The sequence below is a fragment of the Faecalimicrobium dakarense genome (assembly GCF_000499525.1).
Classification (GTDB): Bacteria; Bacillota; Clostridia; order Peptostreptococcales; family Peptostreptococcaceae; genus Faecalimicrobium; species Faecalimicrobium dakarense.
The window spans coordinates 88,002-111,307 of sequence record NZ_HG529329.1 but is presented as its reverse complement, the minus strand read 5'-3'; the positions used below and the strand labels follow the sequence as shown (position 1 = coordinate 111,307).

Here is a 23,306-nt window from a genome sequence, read left to right as displayed (position 1 = left end):
ATAGCTTGTTTTTATTTTATAATTATAATTTACTTAACACAAAATTTAAAAATAAAAAATAATATTTAGTCGAAATATTTAAGTTTTTGATGGAATATAAAGAATTATGTAACTATACACGATTATGTTTCATATTGATATACTAAGCCAAATTAAAAAGGAGTAGTAAAAGTGAAAAAATGTGAAAATAATTGTACTAAAACTACTAAATGCTTTGACATTACAGTATTATCTATTCCGATTGTATATGACTTTTACGGTGATTACGATCCCAATGGTATGATGTATATATTAGAAGACGATAAAGACTGTGTAGAGAAAAAGGCTAGAGAGAATTTCGCAAACAAAGATAAGGATGGACATCCACGTCCAATACCAATTGAAGAAGTTCAACCTCTTACAATAAGAGCGAATGTTGGAGATAAAATAATAATAAAATTTAAGCATAATGAAAATAGAAGATTATCAATCCATATGCAAGGTCTTAAATATAAGAATATAAAATCAGATGGTGCAAATGTAGGCTGTAATCCAGACTCTACAGTCGGGCCAGGAGAAGAAATAACCTATGAATGGTATGCAGACAGAGAAGGTATCTTTTACTTTAGTGATTTAGGAGATGCTAGAAGTAGTGAAGATGCAACTAATATACATGGGTTATTTGGAGCACTTATAGTAGAAGCTGAAGGATCAACTTGGACAAATCCTGTAGATGGAAGTGAGCTTAGAAGTGGTATATTTGCAGATATTCATAATCCAAATAAACCAAGCTTTAGAGAATATGCAGTATATTTCCATGATGAACTTGAAGTAGTAAATAGACATGGAGATCAAATAGTAGATCATTTTACTGGTCATCCTATGGGAGTAACTGCTATAAGTTATAGATCAGAGCCTATGACAAATAGGGCTAATTTTTTACCACCAAAAGATAAAGGTTATAAGTGTTGTGATCCTTGTGATCCTGAAGAAAGTAGTAATAAAACAGATATAGTACAACCTCCAGAGGATCATATGGAAACTGTTCTTGTAGATGGAGAAGATGTATCTATGAGTTCTTGGACTTATGGAGATCCATCAACTTTTATACCTAGAGCATATAAAGGTGACCCTTCTACATTTAGACTTATACATGGAGGTGTAAAGGAGACTCATGTATTCCATCTTCATACACATCAATGGAAACTAGATCCCAATGACCATAAATCTACAATAATAGATTCAATATCAGTAGGTCCTCAAGAAACTCACACGATAGAAATATTGCATGGTGCAGGAAGTTTAGAAGGATCTATAGGCGATAATATATGGCATTGTCATTTATACCCACACTTTCATGAAGGTATGTGGTCTTTATGGAGAGTATTTGATAGATTAGAAACTGGTAAAGATGTAGTAGACAAAGATGGAACTGTTATACATCCATGTTATCCAGATGGAACTTATATCAAAGCTTTAAATCCTCTCCCTGATAGAGATAATCCGCCTAAGAAAAGTTCATGTAATCCAGGATACCCAAACTTTATTAATGGAGAATTCGGCCAAAGACCAAAGCAGCCACCTTTAGGAATAATAAACTCAGATGGAACAAATAAAATATGTCCAACATGTCTTGAAAAATCTAATTTTGCAGAAGGCGCTACACCTGGAGCCTTATATACTCAACCTTGTTCTGGCGATAAAAGTAAGTGTGGATGTCACAACCAAGAGCCAGATGCTGTTTTTGAAATATACGCATTACAAGCAAAATTAGTATATAATGGCTATTATTGGAAGGATCCATATGGAAGATTTTACGTTTTAAAAGAGCAAGTAGAAGATTATACAAGACGTAAAATAACACCTTGTAATAGAGAAAAATTAGTTATGAAATATGTAGAAGGTATAGAAAGAGGATATATTGATGTAGAACCACTAGTTATAAGGGCAAATAAAGGTGATTGTATAGAAGTTAGACTTACAAATTATTTACCAGAGAAATTACCAAAAACAGCATTTCAATTAGACACATTAACTGACAATGTAAGCTTTCATATACATTTAGTTAAATTTGATGCTATAGCTTCAGATGGTGGAGCAAATGGATATAATAATATAGCTTCAGTATTTTATGGAGAAACTATAGTAGAAAGATATTATGCTGATGAAGAATTAAATGCATGTTTCTTCCATGATCACTTAAATCCAAACTCACATCAACAACATGGTTTATTTGCTGCTCTTATAATAGAGCCAAAAGGATCAACATACCATGACCCGAGAACTGGTAAAAAAATAAAATATGGAACAAAAGCTGTAATAAAAACGCCTTCAGGAAGAGAGTTTAGAGAATTTGGATTGTTTGTTCATGATTTTGCACTATTATTTGATAAACATAGAAAACCATTAAATCCACCTCCATTTTCAGGATCACATGATGACCCAGGTGTTATGGGAATAAACTATAAGTGCGAACCGTTAAGAGAAAGATTAAAAGATAAAGATGATCCAGCTTATGTATTTAGTTCTAATGTTCATGGAGATCCAGCGACGCCATTACTTGAAACATATCCAGGAGATGAAATTGTAATACGATTATTGCAAGGAGCTCAAGAAGAGCAACATGCATTTAATATAAATGGAATGAAATGGAGAAAAGAGATTACAGACAATCAATCAACTTTAGTTCAAACTCAGACAATGGGAATTTCAGAAGCTTTTAATATAAAAATTACTGATGATTATTTACCTGGAGATTATATGTACTATTTTGGAGGACAAGATGACTTATGGTTAGGCTTATGGGGAATAATAAGGGCATATAAAGAAGAAACTGATAAATTATTACCTCTTAGTACTTCAAAACCTTGTGACTGCGAGGCTAAAGAAATTGACCTTACAAATGAAATAGTTAGAGAGTATCATATAGCAGCTATACAAAAAGACTTAGTATATAATAAATACGAAGACCATGATCCTGATGGATTATTATTTGTACCGCATGAGTATAAAGATAAGGTAATAAATGGAGAGATAGAACCAACCCCTTTAATATTAAGAGCTAATGAAGGCGAATATATAAAAGTAACTTTAACTAATTGCTTTGAAAAACCAATACCATACTATAATTATCCAGGTGTACCAGTAGATAAAGTAATTACTCCGTCCATGAGAGTAGGACTTAGCACACAATTTTTAAGATTTAATCCAGTAACAGATAGTGGTTTAAATATAGGATATAATGATATAGAACAAACAGTTCCTCCTGGAGAAAGTATAACATATCTATGGTATGCTGATAAAGAATATGGAACTTGCTTATTATCGTCTTTTACAGATATTAGAAATCATAGATATCATGGATTATTTGGAGCGATAATAATAGAGCCTAAAGGATCTAGAGTAGATAGTAGTTATGAACATGGATATGACGCTAATTACAGAGAACAAGTAATTGTATCTGAAGAGAACAATGAGAAATTTAGAGAGTTTGTATTGTTTATGCATAATGGTATAAGACTTATAGATAGACATGGGGACTTAATACAAACTGCTCAAGAAAAGGCTGAACATCCAGGAGAAGGAGGACACCCAGAAGGAGAAGAACCACCAAAAATTGAGCCAGTAGATTTTGAAGATAGAGGAGAAAAAGGATTTAATTATAAGTCAGAAAGATTTTATAATAGATTAGAAAAAATCATGAAATATCAAAAGTATTTGATTCTGAAGAACATGGAGATCCATCAACACCTGTTTTAGAGGCTAACGTTGGAGAAAAGATTATAATAAGGCTTATAATGCCAGCAGACAAACCTAGAAATACTTGCTTTGTACTCCATGGTTTTGAATGGAAGGCTCAACCTGATGATCCATTTACACGAATTATATCTGCTCAAGGAGCTATGAGTATAGGAAATGTATTTGATATAGAGTTGCCAAAAGAAAGTAATACAATCCCAGGAGATTATTTATATAGATCAGGTATATTGAAATGGGATTTAGAATCAGGTATGTGGGGTATATTAAGAATAAAAGATACAACAACTAAGCATAAATTTAAATATTATGTTTGTAAATTTATTGAATATATTAAGAATAAAATATGCAAAAAGTAAATCTGATAAAGATTGATAAATACTAAAGCTACAAATTTAAATTTATTAAGTTATAGTAAATTAAAAATAAACAATTACAATAGGAAGGGGAGTCGTATTTTACGACTCCTTTTTAAATATTAAGATCAACTAAAAAAGAAGCTATTAATATTATTTGAAATAATTCAATAATTATAACTAGTAAAAAATATAAATTAACAAGATAGTAAACAGTAGATTAACATACAATATGTATAATGAATAATTATTATCAAGCTATAAAGTTAAAATTTAGATAAATAACACAGTTCTCCTAATAAAAAAGGCTATATTAAAATTTTTAATATAGTATTTTTTTATGAAAATAACACAAAGTTAAGCTTAACTTAAGGATAAAATGATATTAATTATTATAAGAAAAATTATAAGGTGGTAAAAAAATGAATCGTAGTTTACAGAGGATAAAGAGAAAAAGAGAACTAGATAAAATAAATAAAGCAAAAAAACAACAAGAAAATATTGAAAAAAGAAATTTAATAATAAAAATAAGTACACTGGTATCTATAATTGCTTTAATTTTTCTAATAGCTAGTGTATCAATAAAAGCAAATAATCTTATATCTGATATTTCAAATATATTAAATATATTTAATGTTGGAAATCCATATAAAAATATATATTAATTTCAGGTGATATAATTTTATAATTTCTTGCAATTAAATAAAATACATATACTAAATATATAATGATTACATATAAATTTTATTGGATAATTATAGAAATAAAGATATAATTAATACTAAAATGGAATAAAGATCTAAATATAGATTGGAGGAAAGTTATGATTTTACGAGAAGTTGCTATACAAGTATTAGAAAAGTGCCTAATTACAGGTGGAGATTTTGCAGAAATATTTGAAGAAGATACAATTACTAATTCGATAGGATTAATAGATAATAAAATAGAAAATGCTTTAGGTGGAAGAAATTATGGTATTGGAATAAGAATATTTAAAGGGTTTAAAAGTGTTTATGCCTATACAAATGATAATTCATTAAGTGGAATGCTTGATACTGCATATAAAGCAGCATTAGCATTAGGTAGTTCATCTGATGAAAAGATGGTAGTACTAAACAATAATAAAATATTGACAGATATAAACCCTATAAAATTATATCCAAGTAGTGTAGACTATCAAAATAAAATAAATATAATGAAAACTGCATATAAAAATGCAAAAGAATATAGTAGTGACATATCACAAGTAAGTATAAGCTATACAGATAAAGACCAAAAAGTTTTAATAGCAAATACTGAGGGGTTATACGTTGAAGATAGAAGAATAAGAACAAGACTTGGTATAAGTTCTGTAGCATCAAAGGGAAATGAAAATCAAACTGGATTTGAAGGTCCTGGAGGGTGCAAAGGATTTGAAATATTTGAAGATATAGATCCAGAGTATTATGGAAAAGAAGCATCAAGAGTGGCATATACAATGCTACATGCTAAAAATTGCCCAGCTGGAAAAATGACAGTAGCAATAGATAATGGATTTGGAGGAGTAATATTCCATGAAGCTTGTGGTCATTCTCTTGAAGCCACAGCTGTTGCTAAAGGAAACTCTGTATTTGCAGATAAATTAGGGCAGCAAATTGCATCAACTAAAGTAACTGCAATAGATGATGGGACACTTAAGAATCATTGGGGTTCAGCAAATATAGATGATGAAGGAACTCCAACGAAGAGAAATGTATTAATAGCAAATGGAATACTTAAGTCATATATGATAGATAAATTAAATGGAAGAAGAATGAAAATGGAGTCAACTGGAAGCTCTCGTAGACAAAGTTACAAATTTGCTCCAACTTCAAGAATGACAAACACGTATATTGAAAAAGGTGAAGATAAGCCAGAAGATATAATAAAATCAATAGACAATGGATTATATGCAAAGAAAATGGGTGGAGGTTCTGTAAACCCAGTAACAGGAGAATTTAACTTTGCAGTATCTGAAGGTTATCTAGTTAAAAATGGTGAGATAGTAGAACCAGTAAGAGGAGCTAGCTTAATAGGTAAAGGTAGCGATGTACTTATGGATATAGATATGGTTGGAAATAACTTAGCTCAAGCTCAAGGAATGTGTGGCTCATCGTCTGGAAGTATACCAACAAATGTAGGTCAGCCTATGATAAGAGTAAGAGAAATAACAGTTGGTGGAAGAAAGGAGGACTAATATGAACTTTATAGAATTTAAAGATTTATTATTTAAAAAAGCAATTGAAGAAGGATTTAAAGAGTGTGAAATCTATTATAGTGATGGTGAAAGTATAAGTATAAGTGTTTATGAAGGAGAAGTCGAAAAATACAATTTATCTAAATCATTTGGGTTATCATTTAGAGGAAAAATAAATGGTAAAATGGGATACTCATACACCGAGATATTAGACTTACCTGCTATAGATATGTTAATAAATAATGCTAAGAGTAGTGCAAATTTAATTGAAAATAATGATGTTCAGTTTATATATGAAGGAGATAAAGAGTATAGTAATGTTAAAACATACTCAAAAGAACTTGAAAATATAGATCCAGCTAAAATGATAGAATTAGTTCTTGATTTAGAAAAGGAAACTAAAAAGTACTCTGACAAAGTTGTAAACTTAAACGGTTGTAAAATATCATATTCATCATCAAACTATGGAATATACAACACTAAAGGATTAGAACTTACTAATAAAGGTAATATACTTACATCATATGTAGTAGCTATAGTTGAAGATGAAAATGGAAAAAATGACGGGGTAGGATATGTAGTAGCCAACTCTTTAGATGAAGTAATACCTACAAAGATTGCTAAACAAGGTGTTGATGAAGCTTTATCTAAACTAGGAGGAAAAAGTATAGAGTCTGGAAATTACAAGACTATAATATACAATGAAGCTATGGTTCAACTTCTTGAGACTTTTGCAGGTACTTTTAGTGCAGATGCAGCTCAAAAGGGATTATCACTTTTAAAAGATAAAGAAGGAGAAATGATAGCATCAAAAATAGTTACTATAGTTGATGATCCTCTATTAGATGGTGGGTTAGCATCAGCTCCTTTCGATGACGAAGGTGTAGCCACTTTCACTAAAGAATTAGTTTCAAATGGAAAGCTAATTACATTACTACACAATTTAAAAACTGCAAATAAGGCGGGAGTAAAAACTACAGGTAATGGATTTAAATCTTCATACGCATCATCTGTTGATGTATCTGAAAGTAACTTATATCTACAAAAAGGTGAAAAGACTTTAGATGAGTTAATGAAAGAAATAAATGAGGGTCTAATGATAACTGATTTAGCAGGATTACATTCTGGAGCAAATGCTGTAAGTGGAGATTTCTCATTAGCTGCTAAAGGATTTTATATAAAAAATGGTAAAAAGTCATTCCCTGTTGAGCAAATAACAGTAGCTGGAAATTACTTTGATTTACTTAAAAATATAGTTAAAGTAGGAAGTGATGTAACATTCCCTATGAGTAGCGTTGGTTCACCTTCAGTAATAGTTGAAGGTTTATCTATAGCTGGAGAATAAAATATAATTAAAAATAACCTATATGATATACTATGTAAAATAGTTTGTCATATAGGTTATTTTTATACTACATAAATATAAACTGGTAAAATTTAACAAATATATTGTAAAAAACAAAGATTTTTACTAAAATCATAAATGATAGACATTTTTAGATTTAAAACAAAAAATATTTTAGCATATGGAGTAATAATCTTATGAAATTAAAGACAATAGTTTGGCTTTTATTGGCATGTATAATATTTAACACTGTGGAGCTTAAAGAAGTGGTAGCTGATACCAGACAGAAGGAGACTTTTGAAAGTATAACTTCAAAGGAAGGTCTTTCTAGTGAATACGTGACAGTGATTTTTCAAGATAGTAGAGGATATATGTGGATAGGTACATCCGATGGGCTTAACAGATATAATGGCGAAAATATAAAGGAATACAATTCTAATGTGAATGGTAAAAATTCTTTAAGTTCAACATATATAACAGCCCTAGCTGAAGATGAGGATGGGAATATATGGATAGGAACTGATGCTGGTTTAGATATTTTAATTAGAGAAACGGATACTATTATAAGAGCTAAAGATATGGGTTTAAAAAATTTATATCAAAATAATTATAAAGTTACATCATTATTAAATAACAGCAGTGATAATAATATTATGTGGATTGGAACGGAACAGGGCTTAATAAAAGCAAATATTAAAGATTCTAAACTTAATAAATTTTATTCTAGTGAGGATGATGTAAATTCATTGACTCATTCATCAATAACATCTTTAGAAGAAGATGAACACAATAAATTATGGATAGGAACTAAATCGGGTTTAAATGTATTAGATATAGAGTCAGGCATTATTGATAAAAAATATAAAATAAATGGAGATAGATTATTTATTTATAACATAGAAAAAGATAATTTAGGGGATATTTGGTTTACAACTAAGGAAGGTGTTTTAAACTATAAACAAGATACGAATAAATTTGAAAGGTTTAACATAAATGAAAAAAAATAATTAATAACATTTATGAAATTATGAGTGATAGTAAAGATAATATATGGATTTCTAGTTCTGATGGTATTATAAAATATTCTAAAGCTGATAATAGTACTAGATTATTGTATTCAGATATAAATAAAAAAATTCTCTTACCAGTAATTCGGTAACATGTTTTTACGAAGATAGAAATGGGGTTATATGGATTGGTACTGACAAGGGTGTAAATATATTAAATAATAGTAATCAATTTGAGTTTATTGGAAATTCAGCTGATACGTCTAACATTTTATCAGGGAATAATATTGTTTCTATTGTAGAAGATAAAAATGGATATCTATGGGTAGCTACTAAATTTAACGGTATAAATATATTGGATAAAAATATGAAACTAGTAAAGCAGTTATCTTATGACCCTGAAATATATAATGATTCTAAAAATAAACCAGGATTAATGGGGAGTAATATAAAAACTTTACTTAAAACTGATAAAGGTGAGATTATTGTAATTACTAATAAAGGTGTAGCAGGATTTAATATGGATAATTATTCAGTCGTTAATTATTCGCTTATTGATAATTATATTTCTGAATTCTCATATATTTATGATGATGGAAATCTAACGTGGTTATCATCTACCTCTAGATTCTATAATCGAGATAATAAAACTGGAAAACATAATTGGCTTAATGATGAATTAATAAAATCGAATATTAATCCAGGGGCTATAACATATATATATCCTGATAATAAAGATAAACATATTCTTTGGCTAGGAGGAAATGGTACTGGTTTAGTTAAGTATCACAAAACAAAAGGTGTTATTTCAACCTACCTTCATGATACTAATAATAAAAACTCTATAATCAGTAATAACATTAATTGTATAATTGATGATAGTTTTGGAAACTTATGGATAGGAACTAACATTGGTTTAAGTAAGTTAAATATAGAAAGTGAAACTTTTAAATCTTACACTACGGCAGATGGTATAACTAATAATTTTATAAATTCAATGTTAATTGATGATAATAATAATCTTTGGATAAGTACCAATAAAGGATTAAATAAGTATAGTATAAAAACTAATGAATTTATAAACTTCACAGATATGGATGGTTTAGAAGGGACAGAATTTAACGTAAATTCAAGTTTAAAGACTAGTGATGGGAGTATGATATTTGGCAGTACAGATGGACTAGCATATTTTAATCCAAATGAAATTATAAATCCTGAAAAAAATAAAGAAAAGGTTGTTATTGATGATATTTATGAAGGTGAAAATAAAATATATTATGATGGTAATGAAATAATTTTAGAGCATAATTATGACGATTTATCAATAAATTATTTTTTACCAAATTATAGGAATATAAATAATGTAACTTATGAATATATGCTTGAAGGAATTGATTCTAAGTGGATATATGCAGATTCTAAGAGTTATATAAATTATAAGTCATTATATCCAGGGAGATATACATTTAAAGTAAGAGCTAGAGATGTACACGGCAATCTTACAGAAGAAACATCTATTAATATAAGAGTAAAAAATCCGATTTGGAAGACTCCATTAGCTTACTTTATATATTTAATAGTACTTTTAGTTATAATTTTTCTATTTTGAATTATGTTAAAATATTACATAAACTAGTTAAACAAAAAACTATAAAGCTAAATAAACAATTAGAAGAAAATAAACGATTAAGTGAAGAGATAATAGAAAAAGAAAAGTTTAAAAATAGTTATTTTGTTAATTTATCACATGAGCTTAGAACTCCGATAAATGTTATAATGTCAACCGTACAGCTTATAAATACATTTAATAAAGATAAAACTATGACTAATCAAAAATCTGAAAGATACATGAATATTATAAGCAAGAATTGTAATTCTCTTTTAAATATAATAAATGATATTATAGATAGCTCAAAAATAGAGACAGGACAATATAAAATCAATAAAAACGATACAGAGATAGTGTATCTAGTAGAAGAAGCTGCACTTAATATGAGTAAGTTTATAGAAGATAAAGGATTATCTCTTGTAATTGATCCTGATATGGAAGAGCAGATTATTTATTGTGATGAAATAGAAATAGAAAGATGTATAGTTAATTTACTAGGTAATGCTGTTAAATTTACTCCTGAAGGTGGCAAAATTAACATTTATATAAAAGAGATTAATAACAGTATTGAAATTACTGTAGAAGATACAGGTATTGGTATATCAAAAGAAGATCAAGAGTTTATATTCAAAAAGTTTTCTCAAGTAGAAGGAACTGGAGCTACAAAGGCAAGTAGTAGTGGTATAGGGCTTGCACTTGTTAAGCATGTAGTAGAGCTTCATGGTGGATACGTTAGGCTTGAAAGTGAACTTAATAAAGGAAGTAGATTTATAATAGGACTTCCTAATGTATCAGAACATATTTTAGATTCTAATGAAAACGTATAAAGTAATATTAAAATATAAATCTAAGCAAAAGAGCTAAATATTTAGCTTTTTTTTTGTTAAATTTATATTTTTATATTGAAGTTAAAATCTTAATAAAATCTTAATAATTTAGGAACTAAATATTAAAAATTATATCTCATAATAATATATAGATTAGCTAATTTATTCAAAAATGTATATAAATGTTATAATGTGAGGTGAGGTGATGAAATATGTTTAGAGGGAATATATTATTAGTTGATGATGATAGGGATATAGTTAATTCTATGGAGATACATTTAAGAAATGAAGGGTTAAATGTTTATAAGGCTTATGATGGAATTGAAGCTTTAGAAGTATTGATGGATAAAAATATACACTTAATACTTATGGATATAATGATGCCAAAGCTAGATGGGTTAAGCACAACATTAAAAATAAGGGAAGAAAAAAACATACCAATAATACTTGTATCTGCAAAGACACAAGACACAGATAAGATTATAGGTCTTAATATGGGAGCAGATGATTATGTGACAAAGCCATTTAATCCACTTGAATTGGTTGCAAGGGTAAAGTCTAACTTAAGAAGATATACAAGTTTAGGAAACTATGCTGAGGAAAGTAATGATATTTTAAGATATAAAGAACTTGAAATAAATAATATTAGTAAAGAAGTGAAAGTAGATGGAGAATTAGTAAAACTTACTCCTATTGAGTATAAGATACTAGAACTATTACTTAGAAATCAAGGTAGGGTATTTTCTTCAAGACAGGTATATGAAAATGTATGGGAAGAACCAGGATACAATAGCGATAGAATAGTTGCAGTACATATAAGAAGGATAAGAGAAAAGACTGAGATAAACTCAAAGGAGCCGAAATATATAAAGGTGGTGTGGGGTGTTGGATATAAAATTTAAAATAAATAAAGAAATATTAGTAGTTATTATGTGTTTTTGTATATCAGTAATTACTTTTAGCGTAGATTCAATACAAGGGTATGTAAATGCATATAGAGAAGATAAAGATTTTTATAGAAGTTACCAATTAGAAGGAGCGATATATGATATAGGTGAAAATTCTGTATATACAGTAGTTGGGGATAATGCAAGTGAAAAAATGTTAAAACGTAGAGCAGAATCAAATACTAGAATTGAAGAATTTAAAAGTTCACAAGTATTTGTAGTGAATAATGATAGTAAAAAAACTTATTCTAATAATGGCATTAATACTATAGAAGAGTTTAATAAAGTAACTAAGGATTTTCCTTATATCTTAGAACTTAATTTTAAAGATAAGACTTTAAAAAAGATAGAAGATGGGAAAAAAATAGATTATATTACAAATACTTATGGAAATATAGTAGATCGTAGAAAAGAAGATGTAACTACATATATAGGAATACCAAGTATAAAAAAAATAAAAGAAAGTGATTACGATAAAACTGGGGATAGAGTCAATTTATTATATAGAGAAAATATAAGAAGTAATAGAGAAGCAATGATTTTTCTAGGGTCTAGAATAATTGCAGTAGTAGTTTTATTAAGTAGTTTTCTACTTTATATAAATAATAGAAATAAGATGAGAAAAAACTATAAAAACAATGAAGATTACATAGAACAGGATATTAAACAATATAAGCTATATTCTAAATTAAAAAGTAGTAAAATATTTAACTTAGAGGGCCTATTTGTAATAGGAATTATATTATTAATATTATCATATATGTTTATGGATGAAGATTTTTATATATTATTTAATACAATTTTGCTTTTAGATATATACTATTTTATATATACAGTAATATCTACAAAAAATACAGATGAATTAATTAATAAAAGTAAAATATTTAGAAGGTTATATAAAAACAAACGCATTTCACAAAATGAAATAGTAATAATAAGATTTGTAATACTGTTTACAGTAATACAAATTCTACTATTATTTAGCATACTGTATACTATATATGGAATTAGGAGTAGTGGAAGTATACCGTCGTTTATTATAGATATGTTCACATATAATAAAAATATAATACTAATGTTTATAGGTATTGTATTAGGAAACCTATTATTAGCTTCAACAATAATTAAAAAAATGAGAAGCATCACATACATACAAACTTCATTAAATGAATTTAAGAGTGGTAACTTTAACCATAAAATAGAAGTTAATGAAAATGATATGTTCAATGAATTAGTAGAAAATATAAATAGTTTAGGTGAAGTTATAAATGAATCTGTAGAAGAAAGATTAAAAAGTGAAAGAATGAAAACGGAGCTTATAACAAATGTAAGCCACGATTTAAAAACTCCACTTACAGCTATAATAAACTATATAAGCTTAATGAAAAAAGAAGATATAAAGCCAGAACATGTAAAAGATTACGTAAAGGTATTAGATAATAGAACACAAAAACTTAAAGTATTAATAGATGACTTATTTGAAGCATCAAAAGTTAGTAGTAATGATATAGAAATTAATTTAGAAAAAACAGATATAAACCAATTACTTACACAAAGTATAGTAGAAATGGAAAAAGAAATAGAAAAAGTAAAATTAGACTTTATTATAAATACACCAGATGAAGAAGTTTATATAATGGCTGATGGAATAAAGCTTTGGAGAGTATTTGAAAATCTTATATCAAATATTTTAAAATATTCATTAGAAGGTACTAGAGTATATATAGACATGATTACAAAAGATAATAAAGTAAATATAACCATGAAAAATATATCTAACTATCCTCTTAATTTTAATCCAAAAGAAATAACTGAAAGATTTACAAGAGGGGATTTATCAAGAAATACAGAAGGATCAGGATTAGGATTATCAATAGCTAAAGGATTTGTAGAACTTCAAGATGGAAATCTAGATATTGAAATAATAGGTGATTTATTTATAGTTACTTTAATATTTGATTTAGTAAAATAGTATAAAATATTAATGCTATAATTTACTGATAAATTTTATCAATAAGCTATGGAGAATAAAGGGATTTAGTAGATAATGTAGTATTATAAAGTATAGAAAAAATATCTAAAAGGTATTTCTTCTATGCTTTTTTATATTTCACATAAAATATAAAAATACACTTTAAAATCTAAGATGAATATATATAATATTATATTATAGGGGTTATAACATATGGAGTAATTGGAAGTTAAATATTAAAGGGGGCATAGATATGTTAAAGGCCGTTATTTTCGATATGGATGGAGTATTAGTTAATACAGAGCCAGTTTACTATAAAGTTACAAAAGAGATATTAAATGAAAATGGTCACGATATAGATTATAAAGAATATGAAAAATATATAGGAATGACTAATGAATTTACATGGGAATTACTAAAACAAAAGTATTCTATCAATATAGATACAAATGAATTAATAGAGAATATGATGATTCTAAAAGATGTTATTATAAAAAGAGATGGATATGAATTAATAGAAAATATAGAAAATCTATTAAAAATTTAAAGAAAAATAATATAAAAATAGGATTAGCTTCATCATCTCCAATATGTGATATCCTAGATGTAACTAAAAGTACTGGTATATATAAATATTTTGATAAATTAGTTAGTGGAGAAAGTGTTGAAAAATCAAAGCCATCTCCAGATATATTTTTAAAAGCTGCAGATGAATTAGGTGTAAATAGTGAAGAATGTATTGTAATAGAAGATTCTAAAAATGGAGTACTTGCAGCGAAGTCTGCTAATATGAAATGTATAGGATTTTTTAATAAAGATTCAGGTAATCAAGATTTAAGTTCATCAGATATAATAATGTCTAACATGAGTGATATAGATTATGAATTTATAAATAAAATAGTAAATATAGATAATTAATAAAAGCGCATTGAGGCGCTTTTATTTTTTTATCTTAAAAGTCTAATATTATAGCGTGGGTAAATATATTTATAATTACAAAACAAAAGAACACTAAATAGTGTTCCTTAAAGACATAAGAAGAAAAATATTTACTTTATATATATATTAGACTTAATTTAAAATAATCCTTTAAAAAATTTATATAATATTTATTTTAACTACCCATTTATATATAGATTAAACGCAATATGTGAAAATTTTAAAGAAAAATATTCCCAAAAAACATTGAAGAAAATACTATATATAGTTTAAAATAAACAAATGAGTACTACATATTGTGTACATTACTTATTTTACTGAATAGGAGAAATAAGTCAGTAATTGCAATGATTAAGAGAATAATGTAACAAAAAAATCATAAAAAAATGGTAAAAGGAATGATAAATATGAAGTGGATAGAATTAAATAACCAAGTCATCATAAGAGATGATAATGGTAAGTTTCAATTAGAAAAAGATAAAGAAGCACTTAATGCATATATTAATGAATCAATAAAATATAGAATGAAGTATTTTGATAGTATTGAAGAAAAGATAGATTATTTAGTTAAAAATAATTATTATTCAAAAGATGTTATAGAAAAATATGATAAATCATTTATAAAAGAACTTTATGAAAATATTAAAGCTCAAGAATTTAAATTTGAGTCTTATATGAGCGCAAGTAAGTTTTTTGAAAATTATGCTTTAAAAGATAATGATGGAAATAAAATTTTAGAAAGCTATGAAGATAAAGTTTTAATTTGCTCATTAGCATTAGCTGATGGGGATGTCGAGTTTGCTATGAAAATTTCAGATAAATTAATCAAACAAGAATTTCAGCCTGCAACGCCAACATTTTTAAATGCAGGAAGAGCAAGAGCTGGAGAAATGGTAAGTTGTTTCTTACTTTCTATTGAAGATAGTTGTGAAGGTATATCTTACGCAGTAGCTTCTGCAAACCACTTATCTAAAATTGGAGGAGGCGTTGCGCTAAATTTAAGTAGGCTTAGAGCAAGCGGAGAAAGCATAAAAGGAATTGAAGGAGCAAGTGGTGGAGTTGTTGGTGTAGCTAAAATGTTAGAGCAATCATTTAGTTACTTTAATCAAATGGGAGCGAGACAAGGTGCAGGAGCAGTATATTTAAATGTATTACACCCAGATTTTGAGCTTTTAATGGATACTAAAAAAATTAATGCTGACGAAAAAATAAGACTTGCAACACTATCTGTTGGAGCTATTATCCCAGATAAATTTATGGAATTAGCCCAAAAAAATGAAGTAGCATATGCATTTTATCCCCATACTGTATTTAAAAAATACGGAGTTAACATTGATGATATTAATATGGAAGAGTGGTATGAAAAATTAGCTAATGATAAAGATATTAGAAAAAAAGAAATAAATCCAAGAAAAATATTAACAAGAATTGCTCAAACACAACAAGAAAGCGGATATCCTTATGTAATGTTTGTTGATAGTGCAAATAAAGAACATGTTCTAAAAGATTTAGGAAAAATTAAAATGTCTAACCTATGCTGCGAAATTTTCCAATATCAAACTCCATCAGATATAGTTGGATATAAAGGTGAAAATAATTGGGGACAAGATATAAGTTGTAATTTAGGTTCTTTAAATATTTATAATGTAATGAAAAATAAAGATATAGAAAATGTAGTAGATACAGCAATAAGAGCCCTTACAGTAGTTTCAGATAAAACGAGTATAGATGAAGTTCCAACAGTAAAAAATGGAAATAATGCATCACATGCAGTAGGTCTTGGAGCTATGAATTTACATGGATATTTAATAAGTGAAGATATATTATATACGTCAAGTGAAGCATTAGATTTTGCAAATACTTTCTTTGCAATTATTAGATACTATGCTATAAAAACATCTATGAAGTTAGCTATTGAAAAGAAAGAAACTTTTAATGGATTTGAAAAATCAGAGTATGCAAAAGGAAAAGATAGTGATGTATTAAGTAGATACTATAAAGAAAATTATTTACCTAAAACTGATAAAGTACAAAAATTATTTGAAGGAATTTATATACCAAACAATAAAGACTGGGAAAGGTTATTAGATGAGGTTAAAGAAAAAGGAGTATATAACGCATATTTAATGGCAATAGCACCAACTCAAAGTATTAGTTATGTTCAAAATGCAACTTCAAGTATAATGCCAATAACAGAACAAATAGAGGTTAGAACTTATGGAGATTCTACAACAATATATCCAATGCCATTTTTAACTAATGAAAATCTATTATATTACCAATCTGCATACAGAATGGACATGTTTAAGGTAATAGATATGGTATCAGTTGTACAAAATCATGTAGACCAAGGAATTTCTACTACGTTATTTGTAACTGATGATAAAACAACAAGAGATATTGCAAGATATTATATATATGCTTATAAAAAAGGTTTAAAGAGCCTTTATTACACAAGAACAAAAATGGTAAGAGAATCTGTTGACGAATGCGTGGCATGTTCTGTATAGAAAGGATGATAGATATGACGTTTATACATAAAGCTGTTAACTGGAATAGAGAAGAAGATGATTTTACACAATTATTTTGGGAACAAAATGTTAAGCAATTTTGGTTACCTGAAGAAGTACCAATATCTAAGGATTTAAAATCATGGTCAAATCTAAATGAAGATGAAAAAAAATTATATAAAAAAGTATTAGGTGGATTAACATTATTAGATACAAAGCAAGGTAATAATGGTATACCATCAATGATGAGTTTAACAGAAGATTTGCAAAGAAAAGCAGTACTATCATTTATGGGAACAATGGAAGAAATTCATGCAAAGAGTTATTCTTCTATATTTACAACACTACTTTCAAATGCCGAAATAGATGAGTTATTTGAATGGATAGAAACCGAACCTACTTTACAAAATAAAGCAGAAATAGTTTTAAGACAATATGAAAATACAACTGATAAAAAAAGTTTATATTTATCAATGGTGACAAGTGTGTTTTTAGAAAGTTTCTTATTTTATAGTGGATTTTTCTATCCTCTATATCTAGCAGGTCAAGGAAAGATGGTAGCTAGTGGAGAGATTATATCTTTAATACTAAGAGATGAATCGTTACATGGAAAATATATAGGATTACTTGCACAAGAAATATATAATTCATTAGATGTTTATGAACAAGAAGAAGTAACTAAAGAAATGTATAAAATACTTCATGAACTTATGGAAAATGAAGAAAACTATACGAGATTAATCTATAAAGGTACAAAACTTTCTGACGAGGTAATAAACTTTTTAAAATATAATGCGAATCAAGCACTTGAAAATCTAGATTTTCCTAAATATTATGAAGTAAAACCGATTAATCCAATCGTGTTAAATGGATTAAGTACAGAGACAAAAACTCATGACTTTTTCTCAACTAAAGGTAATGGATATCAAAAAGGTGTTTATGAAGAATTAGAAGATAGTGACTTTATATTTTAAAAATATAAGTAAGTTATTAAAAAGCTAGGTACTGCTTAATTAAAAAGCATGTCTAGCTTTATTTTAATGGGGAAAAATAAACCTATGCTTTATATAATAAGACAGAAACTTATGAGAAAAACACCAAAAGAACATTAAGAAAAATGTTGAAATATCAACATTTTTGTAAGTTGCACTTTATATATCATCAAAATTATATTGAATTAGAAAAATACATCTTATATAATTAAATCAGAAAAATGGTATACAATGAATTAAGATTGTATACAGGTATACGGATGTATACTTAATAAAGATTACAGGAGGAATACTAGCTATGGAATTAAAGGTAGTTGCTAGTGCTGGAACATTAGAATCAAGTGATATTCAAATAATATTAGAGCCAAGTGATAATGGAATATCTATAGAGCTAGAAAGTACTGTGATGGCTCAGTTTGGCGAACAAATTGAAAACGTTATCGCAGAAACGTTAAAAGCGCTTAATGTTACAGACGCAAAAGTATTTGCAAATGATAAAGGAGCAATAGACCCAGTTATACAAAGTAGGGTTCAAACTGCTGTCTATCGTTCAGCACAATGTAGTGAATATAAATGGATATAAGGAGAGAACACAATGAAACTAAGACGTTCAATGCTATTTGTTCCAGGTAACAACCCAGGAATAATAAGAGATGTTCATATATACAAGCCAGACTCAGTAATGTTTGACTTAGAGGATGCAATAGCAATAACAGAGAAAGACTCTGCAAGATTTTTAGTACATAATATGTTAAAAAAATTAAGTGATTATTATAAAGAACTAAATATAGAAACTGTAGTTCGTATAAATGGACTTGCTACAGAATTTTGGAAGGATGATATAGAAGCTGTAGTAACTGGTGGAGTAGAGGTAATAAGAATACCTATGACTGAGTCAGTGGAAGATGTTATGGCTGTTGATGCTTATATTGAAAAGATAGAAAAAGAGTGTGGTAGAGAAGTTGGCTCTACTAAAATAATGGTAGCAATCGAAACTGCACTTGGAGTTATGAACTCATTTAATATAGCTAAATCACCTACAAAAAGATTAATAGGTATGGCTATAAGCGGAGAAGACTTCGTAACAAGTATGAAAACTACAAGAACACCAGAAGGAGATGAGCTATACGTTGCTAGAGGAATGGTAGCAATGGCAGCTAGAGCTTGTGGACTTGAAGTGTTAGATACAGTTTATTCTGATATAAACAACGATGAAGGTTTCCTAAAAGAAGCTAATCTTATAAAGAGAATGGGATTCGGTGGTAAATCATTAATTCACCCAAGACAAGTAGAGCTTATACATGATGTATTTACACCAAGTGAAAAAGAAATAGCTAAAGCTCAAAAAATAGTAGATGCAACTAAAGAAGCTTTAGAACAAAACTTAGGTGTGTTTACAGTAGATGGAAAAATGGTTGATAAGCCAATCATAGAAAGAGCTCAGAGAGTTCTAGAACTTGCAAAAGCTGCAGGGGTTTTAGTTGGAGGTGACAATTAATAATGGAAACTAAAAGAGTTAGTAAAGAATTATTAAATAACATAAAAGGTTATGAAAATAGATCAGCTTATGTTGCTCCTTTCTCTAGCCAACCATCAGATAGAATAGTTAAGTCTGATAGTGAAAACTTAAAAGAACATGTAAGAAGAGATAAGATAGTTGGATCTTTAAGAGATGCTATAGAAAAATGTGAAATAAAAGACGGAATGACAATATCTTTCCACCATCACTTTAGAGCTGGTGATAAGCTTTTAATGATGGTTGTTGATATATTAGCTCAAATGGGGATTAAAAACCTAAGAGTAGCAGCAAGTTCATTAACTAGTGCTCATGATGGTTTAGTTGCTCACATTGAAAACGGAGTTGTAAACAGAATAGAAACTAGTGGTCTTAGAGGAAAATTAGCTAAAGCAGTTTCTGAAGGTGTATTAGGAGAACATCCAGCAGTTATACGTTCTCACGGAGGAAGAGCTAGAGCTATAACTTCAGGTGATGTTAAAATAGACGTTGCATTTTTAGCAGCTTCTTCAGCTGACTGTATGGGTAATGCAAACGGTGTTGTAGGAAAATCTATATGTGGATCTATGGGTTATGCAAAGGTGGACGCGGCTCATGCTAAAAAGACAGTTGTAGTAACTGATACTATAGTGCCTTATCCAAACTTCCCACAAAGTATACCTCAAACTCAAGTTGACTACGTAGCAGTAGTTGATGAAGTTGGTGACTCTAAAGGAATAATGTCTGGTGCTACTAGATTTACAAATAATCCTAAAGAATTATTAATGGCTAAGAGAGTTTTAGATGTAATGAAAGCTTCAGGGTTATTCGTTGATGGATTCTCTATGCAAACAGGTTCTGGTGGAGCATCGCTTGCTGTTACTAGATTTGTTAAAGAAGAACTTTTAAAAAGAAATATAAAATTAAGCTATGCTTTAGGTGGAATAACAGGGCCTATGGTTGATTTATTAGAAGAAGGTCTAGTTGATACATTATTTGATACTCAAAGTTTCGATTTAACTGCAGCTGAATCTGTTGGTAAAAATGAAAAGCACGTTGAAGTAAGTGCAGATTTCTATGCATCTATAGGAAATAAATCAGCAGCAGTAGATAAGTTAGACTTTGTTATACTAAGTGCTCTTGAAATAGATACAGATTTTAACGTTAACGTTATAGCAGGAAGTGATGGAGTTATAAGAGCTGCATCAGGTGGACACAGTGATACATCTGCAATGGCTAAAGTATCAATACTTGTAGCACCTCTTACAAGAGGTAGATTATCTACAATAATAGATAAAGTTACTACTGTTGTTACTCCAGGAAGTACAGTTGATGTAGTTGTAACAGATTATGGTGTAGTAGTTAACCCAAGAAGACAAGATTTAATGGCTAAGTTCAAAGAAGCTGGAATCCAACTTGTAACTATGGAAAAATTAAGAGAAATAGCTACAAGATTAGTTGGAACACCAAAAGAAATAGAGTTTAGTGATGATGTAGTAGCTGTAGTAGAGTACAGAGATGGAAGCATAATAGATGTTATAAAAAAAGTAAAATAAATCCTAGTAAATGTTTAATAAAAATTATTTAAGATATTAACACCATGAATATTAAAAAATTCATGGTGTGATATAGAAATTATATTATAATAGAAGATAATATCGGAGGAGAAAACGATGGCAGTGATCAATGCTAATAACACAGTTAAAAAGGAAACATTGAAATTCTTTGGAATGCCTTGGTACATATTTGCAGCAGTAGCAGGAATAGTATTTATAGCAACAATGAATAATTATCTACCAAGCAATACAATAGGAGCATTTGCGCTACTTTATACACTAGGTATAACATTTGGATACATAGGGGATAGAATACCTGTATGGAATACTTATATAGGTGGAGGTTCAATACTTGCATTCTTAGGATCTGCATTTTTAGTTTATAAAGGTCTAATACCTGATGCAGCAGTTGAAACTGTAAAAATATTTATGGATACAACTGACTTCTTAGATTTATTTATAGCAGTACTTATAACAGGTTCAATATTATCAGTTAACAGAAAATTATTATTAAAAGCTTTTGCAGGATACTTACCAGCAATACTTGCAGGGGTAGCAGGAGCAATAGGTTTAGGAATAGCTGGAGGATTATTATTTGGAGTTTCACCAGCAGATATAGCAACTAGATACGTATTACCTATAATGGGTGGAGGAACTGGAGCAGGTGCAATACCTATGGCAGATATTTATGCAAATGCTACAGGAAAGGACCCAGCACAATGGCTATCATTTGGATTATCAATACTTACAATAGCTAACATAATAGCTATAATAGCAGCAGGTGTACTTAATAAATTAGGAACAACTAAAGTTGGTTCTAAGTTCAACGGAAATGGTGAATTAATAAGAAATGCTGAAGATTTATCAAAATTAGAAGATACTCAAGAAATAAAAGTAACAGCTAGAGATATGGCAGTAGGATTAATATTATCTTGTACATTCTACGTATTAGGGAACATATTATCTAAAGCAGTTCAAATACCAGAATTTACATTATTTGGATCAGTATTAAAAATAGATATACATAGATTTGCATGGATGGTTTTATTAGTTGCAGCAGCTAACGTACTTGGTGTAATACCAGCTGAGTTAAGAGAAGGTGCTAAAAAATTACAAGGATTCTTCGCGAAGCAATTCTTATTAGTAATAATGGTTGGTGTTGGTATAGCATTAACTGATTTAGGAGAATTAATAGCAGCTTTAACAATTGCAAACGTTGTTATAGCAGCATTTATAGTAATTGGTGCTATATTAGGTTCAGGCCTTGTTGGTTGGTTAGTTGGATTCTATCCAATAGAAACTGCAATAACAGCAGGACTTTGTATGGCAAATAGAGGTGGTTCAGGAGACTTAGCAGTTCTTGGAGCAGCAAAGAGAATGGAACTAATATCATTTGCACAAATATCTTCTCGTTTAGGTGGAGGATTAATGCTTATAATAGCGAGTGTAGTGTTTGGAATATTCAGATAAAAAATAATTTATTAAGAAATATTGGAATATTCAAACTATATATTATTAAAAAGGTATTGTAGTTATGCAATACCTTTTTCTAATAACATGTTAAATAAGGATTTTATTTAATCACTAATTAATAAAATGAGGTGTTAGTATGAGTAAAAAAACTAATAAAGAACTTTTAAAAGAAGCAAGAGAAGAAGGGTTATTTAAAGAAGCAGAAGAATACACTAAGAAAAAGTATGTAATAGCAAGCTTACCTGATGGAATACTAATGGCTATTATAATTTTTTTAGGTATAATAGTATTTACATTCGCTAATAATTTCTTTGGCGTTTAAGAAGGT

17 protein-coding genes and 2 pseudogenes are annotated in these 23,306 nt (G+C 28.5%); all 19 read left to right on the top strand.

Annotation, left to right across the window (positions count from 1 at the left end):
• The first annotated feature begins 171 nt into the window (after positions 1 to 171).
• A complete protein-coding gene (locus BN899_RS09125; protein WP_242824134.1) occupies positions 172 to 3,738 on the top strand; it encodes a multicopper oxidase domain-containing protein in 3,567 nt (1,188 codons plus the stop codon).
• 38 nt (positions 3,739 to 3,776) lie between these two features.
• Positions 3,777 to 4,094: a hypothetical protein gene (locus BN899_RS19765; protein ID WP_242824133.1), complete on the top strand. Its 318-nt coding sequence runs from the start codon at positions 3,777 to 3,779 to the stop codon at positions 4,092 to 4,094.
• 419 nt (positions 4,095 to 4,513) lie between these two features.
• Positions 4,514 to 4,756 carry a hypothetical protein gene (locus tag BN899_RS09120; protein WP_042274792.1) on the top strand — a complete coding sequence of 81 codons (243 nt, stop codon included), beginning with the start codon at positions 4,514 to 4,516 and terminating at the stop codon, positions 4,754 to 4,756.
• Between the two features lie 158 nt (positions 4,757 to 4,914).
• Positions 4,915 to 6,306, top strand: a complete 1,392-nt coding sequence (locus BN899_RS09115; protein WP_042274791.1) for a TldD/PmbA family protein — start codon at positions 4,915 to 4,917, stop codon at positions 6,304 to 6,306.
• A 1-nt stretch (position 6,307) separates the two neighbouring features.
• Positions 6,308 to 7,651, top strand: coding sequence for a TldD/PmbA family protein (locus BN899_RS09110; protein WP_042274790.1), 1,344 nt, complete (start codon positions 6,308 to 6,310; stop codon positions 7,649 to 7,651).
• 197 nt (positions 7,652 to 7,848) lie between these two features.
• A complete protein-coding gene (locus BN899_RS19760) occupies positions 7,849 to 8,658 on the top strand; it encodes a ligand-binding sensor domain-containing protein (RefSeq protein ID WP_042274789.1) in 810 nt (269 codons plus the stop codon).
• A 136-nt stretch (positions 8,659 to 8,794) separates the two neighbouring features.
• Positions 8,795 to 8,989: pseudogene (locus tag BN899_RS20990) on the top strand (two-component regulator propeller domain-containing protein); the annotation flags it as partial.
• A 36-nt stretch (positions 8,990 to 9,025) separates the two neighbouring features.
• The gene (locus tag BN899_RS19750) at positions 9,026 to 10,267 is read left to right on the top strand and encodes a triple tyrosine motif-containing protein (protein ID WP_071162447.1); all 1,242 of its coding nucleotides are present in this window, start codon (positions 9,026 to 9,028) and stop codon (positions 10,265 to 10,267) included.
• Positions 10,264 to 11,094: a sensor histidine kinase gene (locus BN899_RS09095; RefSeq protein ID WP_242824132.1), complete on the top strand. Its 831-nt coding sequence runs from the start codon at positions 10,264 to 10,266 to the stop codon at positions 11,092 to 11,094. Before BN899_RS19750 ends, BN899_RS09095 begins: the two co-directional genes overlap by 4 nt.
• A 212-nt stretch (positions 11,095 to 11,306) precedes the next feature.
• Positions 11,307 to 11,996, top strand: coding sequence for a response regulator transcription factor (locus BN899_RS09090; RefSeq protein ID WP_042274787.1), 690 nt, complete (start codon positions 11,307 to 11,309; stop codon positions 11,994 to 11,996).
• The gene (locus BN899_RS09085; protein ID WP_147568525.1) at positions 11,977 to 14,013 is read left to right on the top strand and encodes a HAMP domain-containing sensor histidine kinase; all 2,037 of its coding nucleotides are present in this window, start codon (positions 11,977 to 11,979) and stop codon (positions 14,011 to 14,013) included. Before BN899_RS09090 ends, BN899_RS09085 begins: the two co-directional genes overlap by 20 nt.
• Positions 14,014 to 14,266: 253 nt before the next feature.
• A pseudogene (locus BN899_RS20985) lies at positions 14,267 to 14,931 on the top strand (HAD family hydrolase).
• Positions 14,932 to 15,359: 428 nt separating this feature from the next.
• Positions 15,360 to 17,462, top strand: a complete 2,103-nt coding sequence (gene nrdE / locus BN899_RS09075) for a class 1b ribonucleoside-diphosphate reductase subunit alpha (RefSeq protein WP_147568524.1) — start codon at positions 15,360 to 15,362, stop codon at positions 17,460 to 17,462.
• A gap of 14 nt (positions 17,463 to 17,476) precedes the next feature.
• Positions 17,477 to 18,436 carry a class 1b ribonucleoside-diphosphate reductase subunit beta gene (nrdF, locus tag BN899_RS09070; RefSeq protein ID WP_042274786.1) on the top strand — a complete coding sequence of 320 codons (960 nt, stop codon included), beginning with the start codon at positions 17,477 to 17,479 and terminating at the stop codon, positions 18,434 to 18,436.
• Positions 18,437 to 18,752: 316 nt separating this feature from the next.
• Complete coding sequence (gene citD / locus BN899_RS09065) at positions 18,753 to 19,037, top strand: citrate lyase acyl carrier protein (RefSeq protein WP_042274784.1); 285 nt, start codon at positions 18,753 to 18,755, stop codon at positions 19,035 to 19,037.
• Positions 19,038 to 19,049: 12 nt separating this feature from the next.
• Positions 19,050 to 19,952, top strand: a complete 903-nt coding sequence (locus tag BN899_RS09060) for an aldolase/citrate lyase family protein (protein WP_042274783.1) — start codon at positions 19,050 to 19,052, stop codon at positions 19,950 to 19,952.
• A gap of 2 nt (positions 19,953 to 19,954) precedes the next feature.
• Positions 19,955 to 21,505: a citrate lyase subunit alpha gene (citF, locus tag BN899_RS09055; RefSeq protein ID WP_042274782.1), complete on the top strand. Its 1,551-nt coding sequence runs from the start codon at positions 19,955 to 19,957 to the stop codon at positions 21,503 to 21,505.
• Between the two features lie 117 nt (positions 21,506 to 21,622).
• The gene (gene citS, locus BN899_RS09050) at positions 21,623 to 22,975 is read left to right on the top strand and encodes a citrate/sodium symporter CitS (RefSeq protein ID WP_042274780.1); all 1,353 of its coding nucleotides are present in this window, start codon (positions 21,623 to 21,625) and stop codon (positions 22,973 to 22,975) included.
• A gap of 139 nt (positions 22,976 to 23,114) precedes the next feature.
• Positions 23,115 to 23,300 carry a hypothetical protein gene (locus tag BN899_RS09045; protein WP_042274778.1) on the top strand — a complete coding sequence of 62 codons (186 nt, stop codon included), beginning with the start codon at positions 23,115 to 23,117 and terminating at the stop codon, positions 23,298 to 23,300.
• Positions 23,301 to 23,306: the final 6 nt, after the last annotated feature.

What these genes read in the sequence shown, in the direction of transcription:
- BN899_RS19765 (WP_242824133.1), top strand. Translation starts at nt 3,777, where the DNA reads ATGCCAGCAGACAAACCTAGAAATACTTGCTTTGTACTCCATGGTTTT.
- BN899_RS09120 (WP_042274792.1), top strand. Translation starts at nt 4,514, where the DNA reads ATGAATCGTAGTTTACAGAGGATAAAGAGAAAAAGAGAACTAGATAAA.
- BN899_RS09115 (WP_042274791.1), top strand. Translation starts at nt 4,915, where the DNA reads ATGATTTTACGAGAAGTTGCTATACAAGTATTAGAAAAGTGCCTAATT.
- BN899_RS09110 (WP_042274790.1), top strand. Translation starts at nt 6,308, where the DNA reads ATGAACTTTATAGAATTTAAAGATTTATTATTTAAAAAAGCAATTGAA.
- BN899_RS19760 (WP_042274789.1), top strand. Translation starts at nt 7,849, where the DNA reads ATGAAATTAAAGACAATAGTTTGGCTTTTATTGGCATGTATAATATTT.
- BN899_RS19750 (WP_071162447.1), top strand. Translation starts at nt 9,026, where the DNA reads ATGAAACTAGTAAAGCAGTTATCTTATGACCCTGAAATATATAATGAT.
- BN899_RS09090 (WP_042274787.1), top strand. Translation starts at nt 11,307, where the DNA reads ATGTTTAGAGGGAATATATTATTAGTTGATGATGATAGGGATATAGTT.
- nrdE (WP_147568524.1), top strand. Translation starts at nt 15,360, where the DNA reads ATGAAGTGGATAGAATTAAATAACCAAGTCATCATAAGAGATGATAAT.
- nrdF (WP_042274786.1), top strand. Translation starts at nt 17,477, where the DNA reads ATGACGTTTATACATAAAGCTGTTAACTGGAATAGAGAAGAAGATGAT.
- citD (WP_042274784.1), top strand. Translation starts at nt 18,753, where the DNA reads ATGGAATTAAAGGTAGTTGCTAGTGCTGGAACATTAGAATCAAGTGAT.
- BN899_RS09060 (WP_042274783.1), top strand. Translation starts at nt 19,050, where the DNA reads ATGAAACTAAGACGTTCAATGCTATTTGTTCCAGGTAACAACCCAGGA.
- citF (WP_042274782.1), top strand. Translation starts at nt 19,955, where the DNA reads ATGGAAACTAAAAGAGTTAGTAAAGAATTATTAAATAACATAAAAGGT.
- citS (WP_042274780.1), top strand. Translation starts at nt 21,623, where the DNA reads ATGGCAGTGATCAATGCTAATAACACAGTTAAAAAGGAAACATTGAAA.
- BN899_RS09045 (WP_042274778.1), top strand. Translation starts at nt 23,115, where the DNA reads ATGAGTAAAAAAACTAATAAAGAACTTTTAAAAGAAGCAAGAGAAGAA.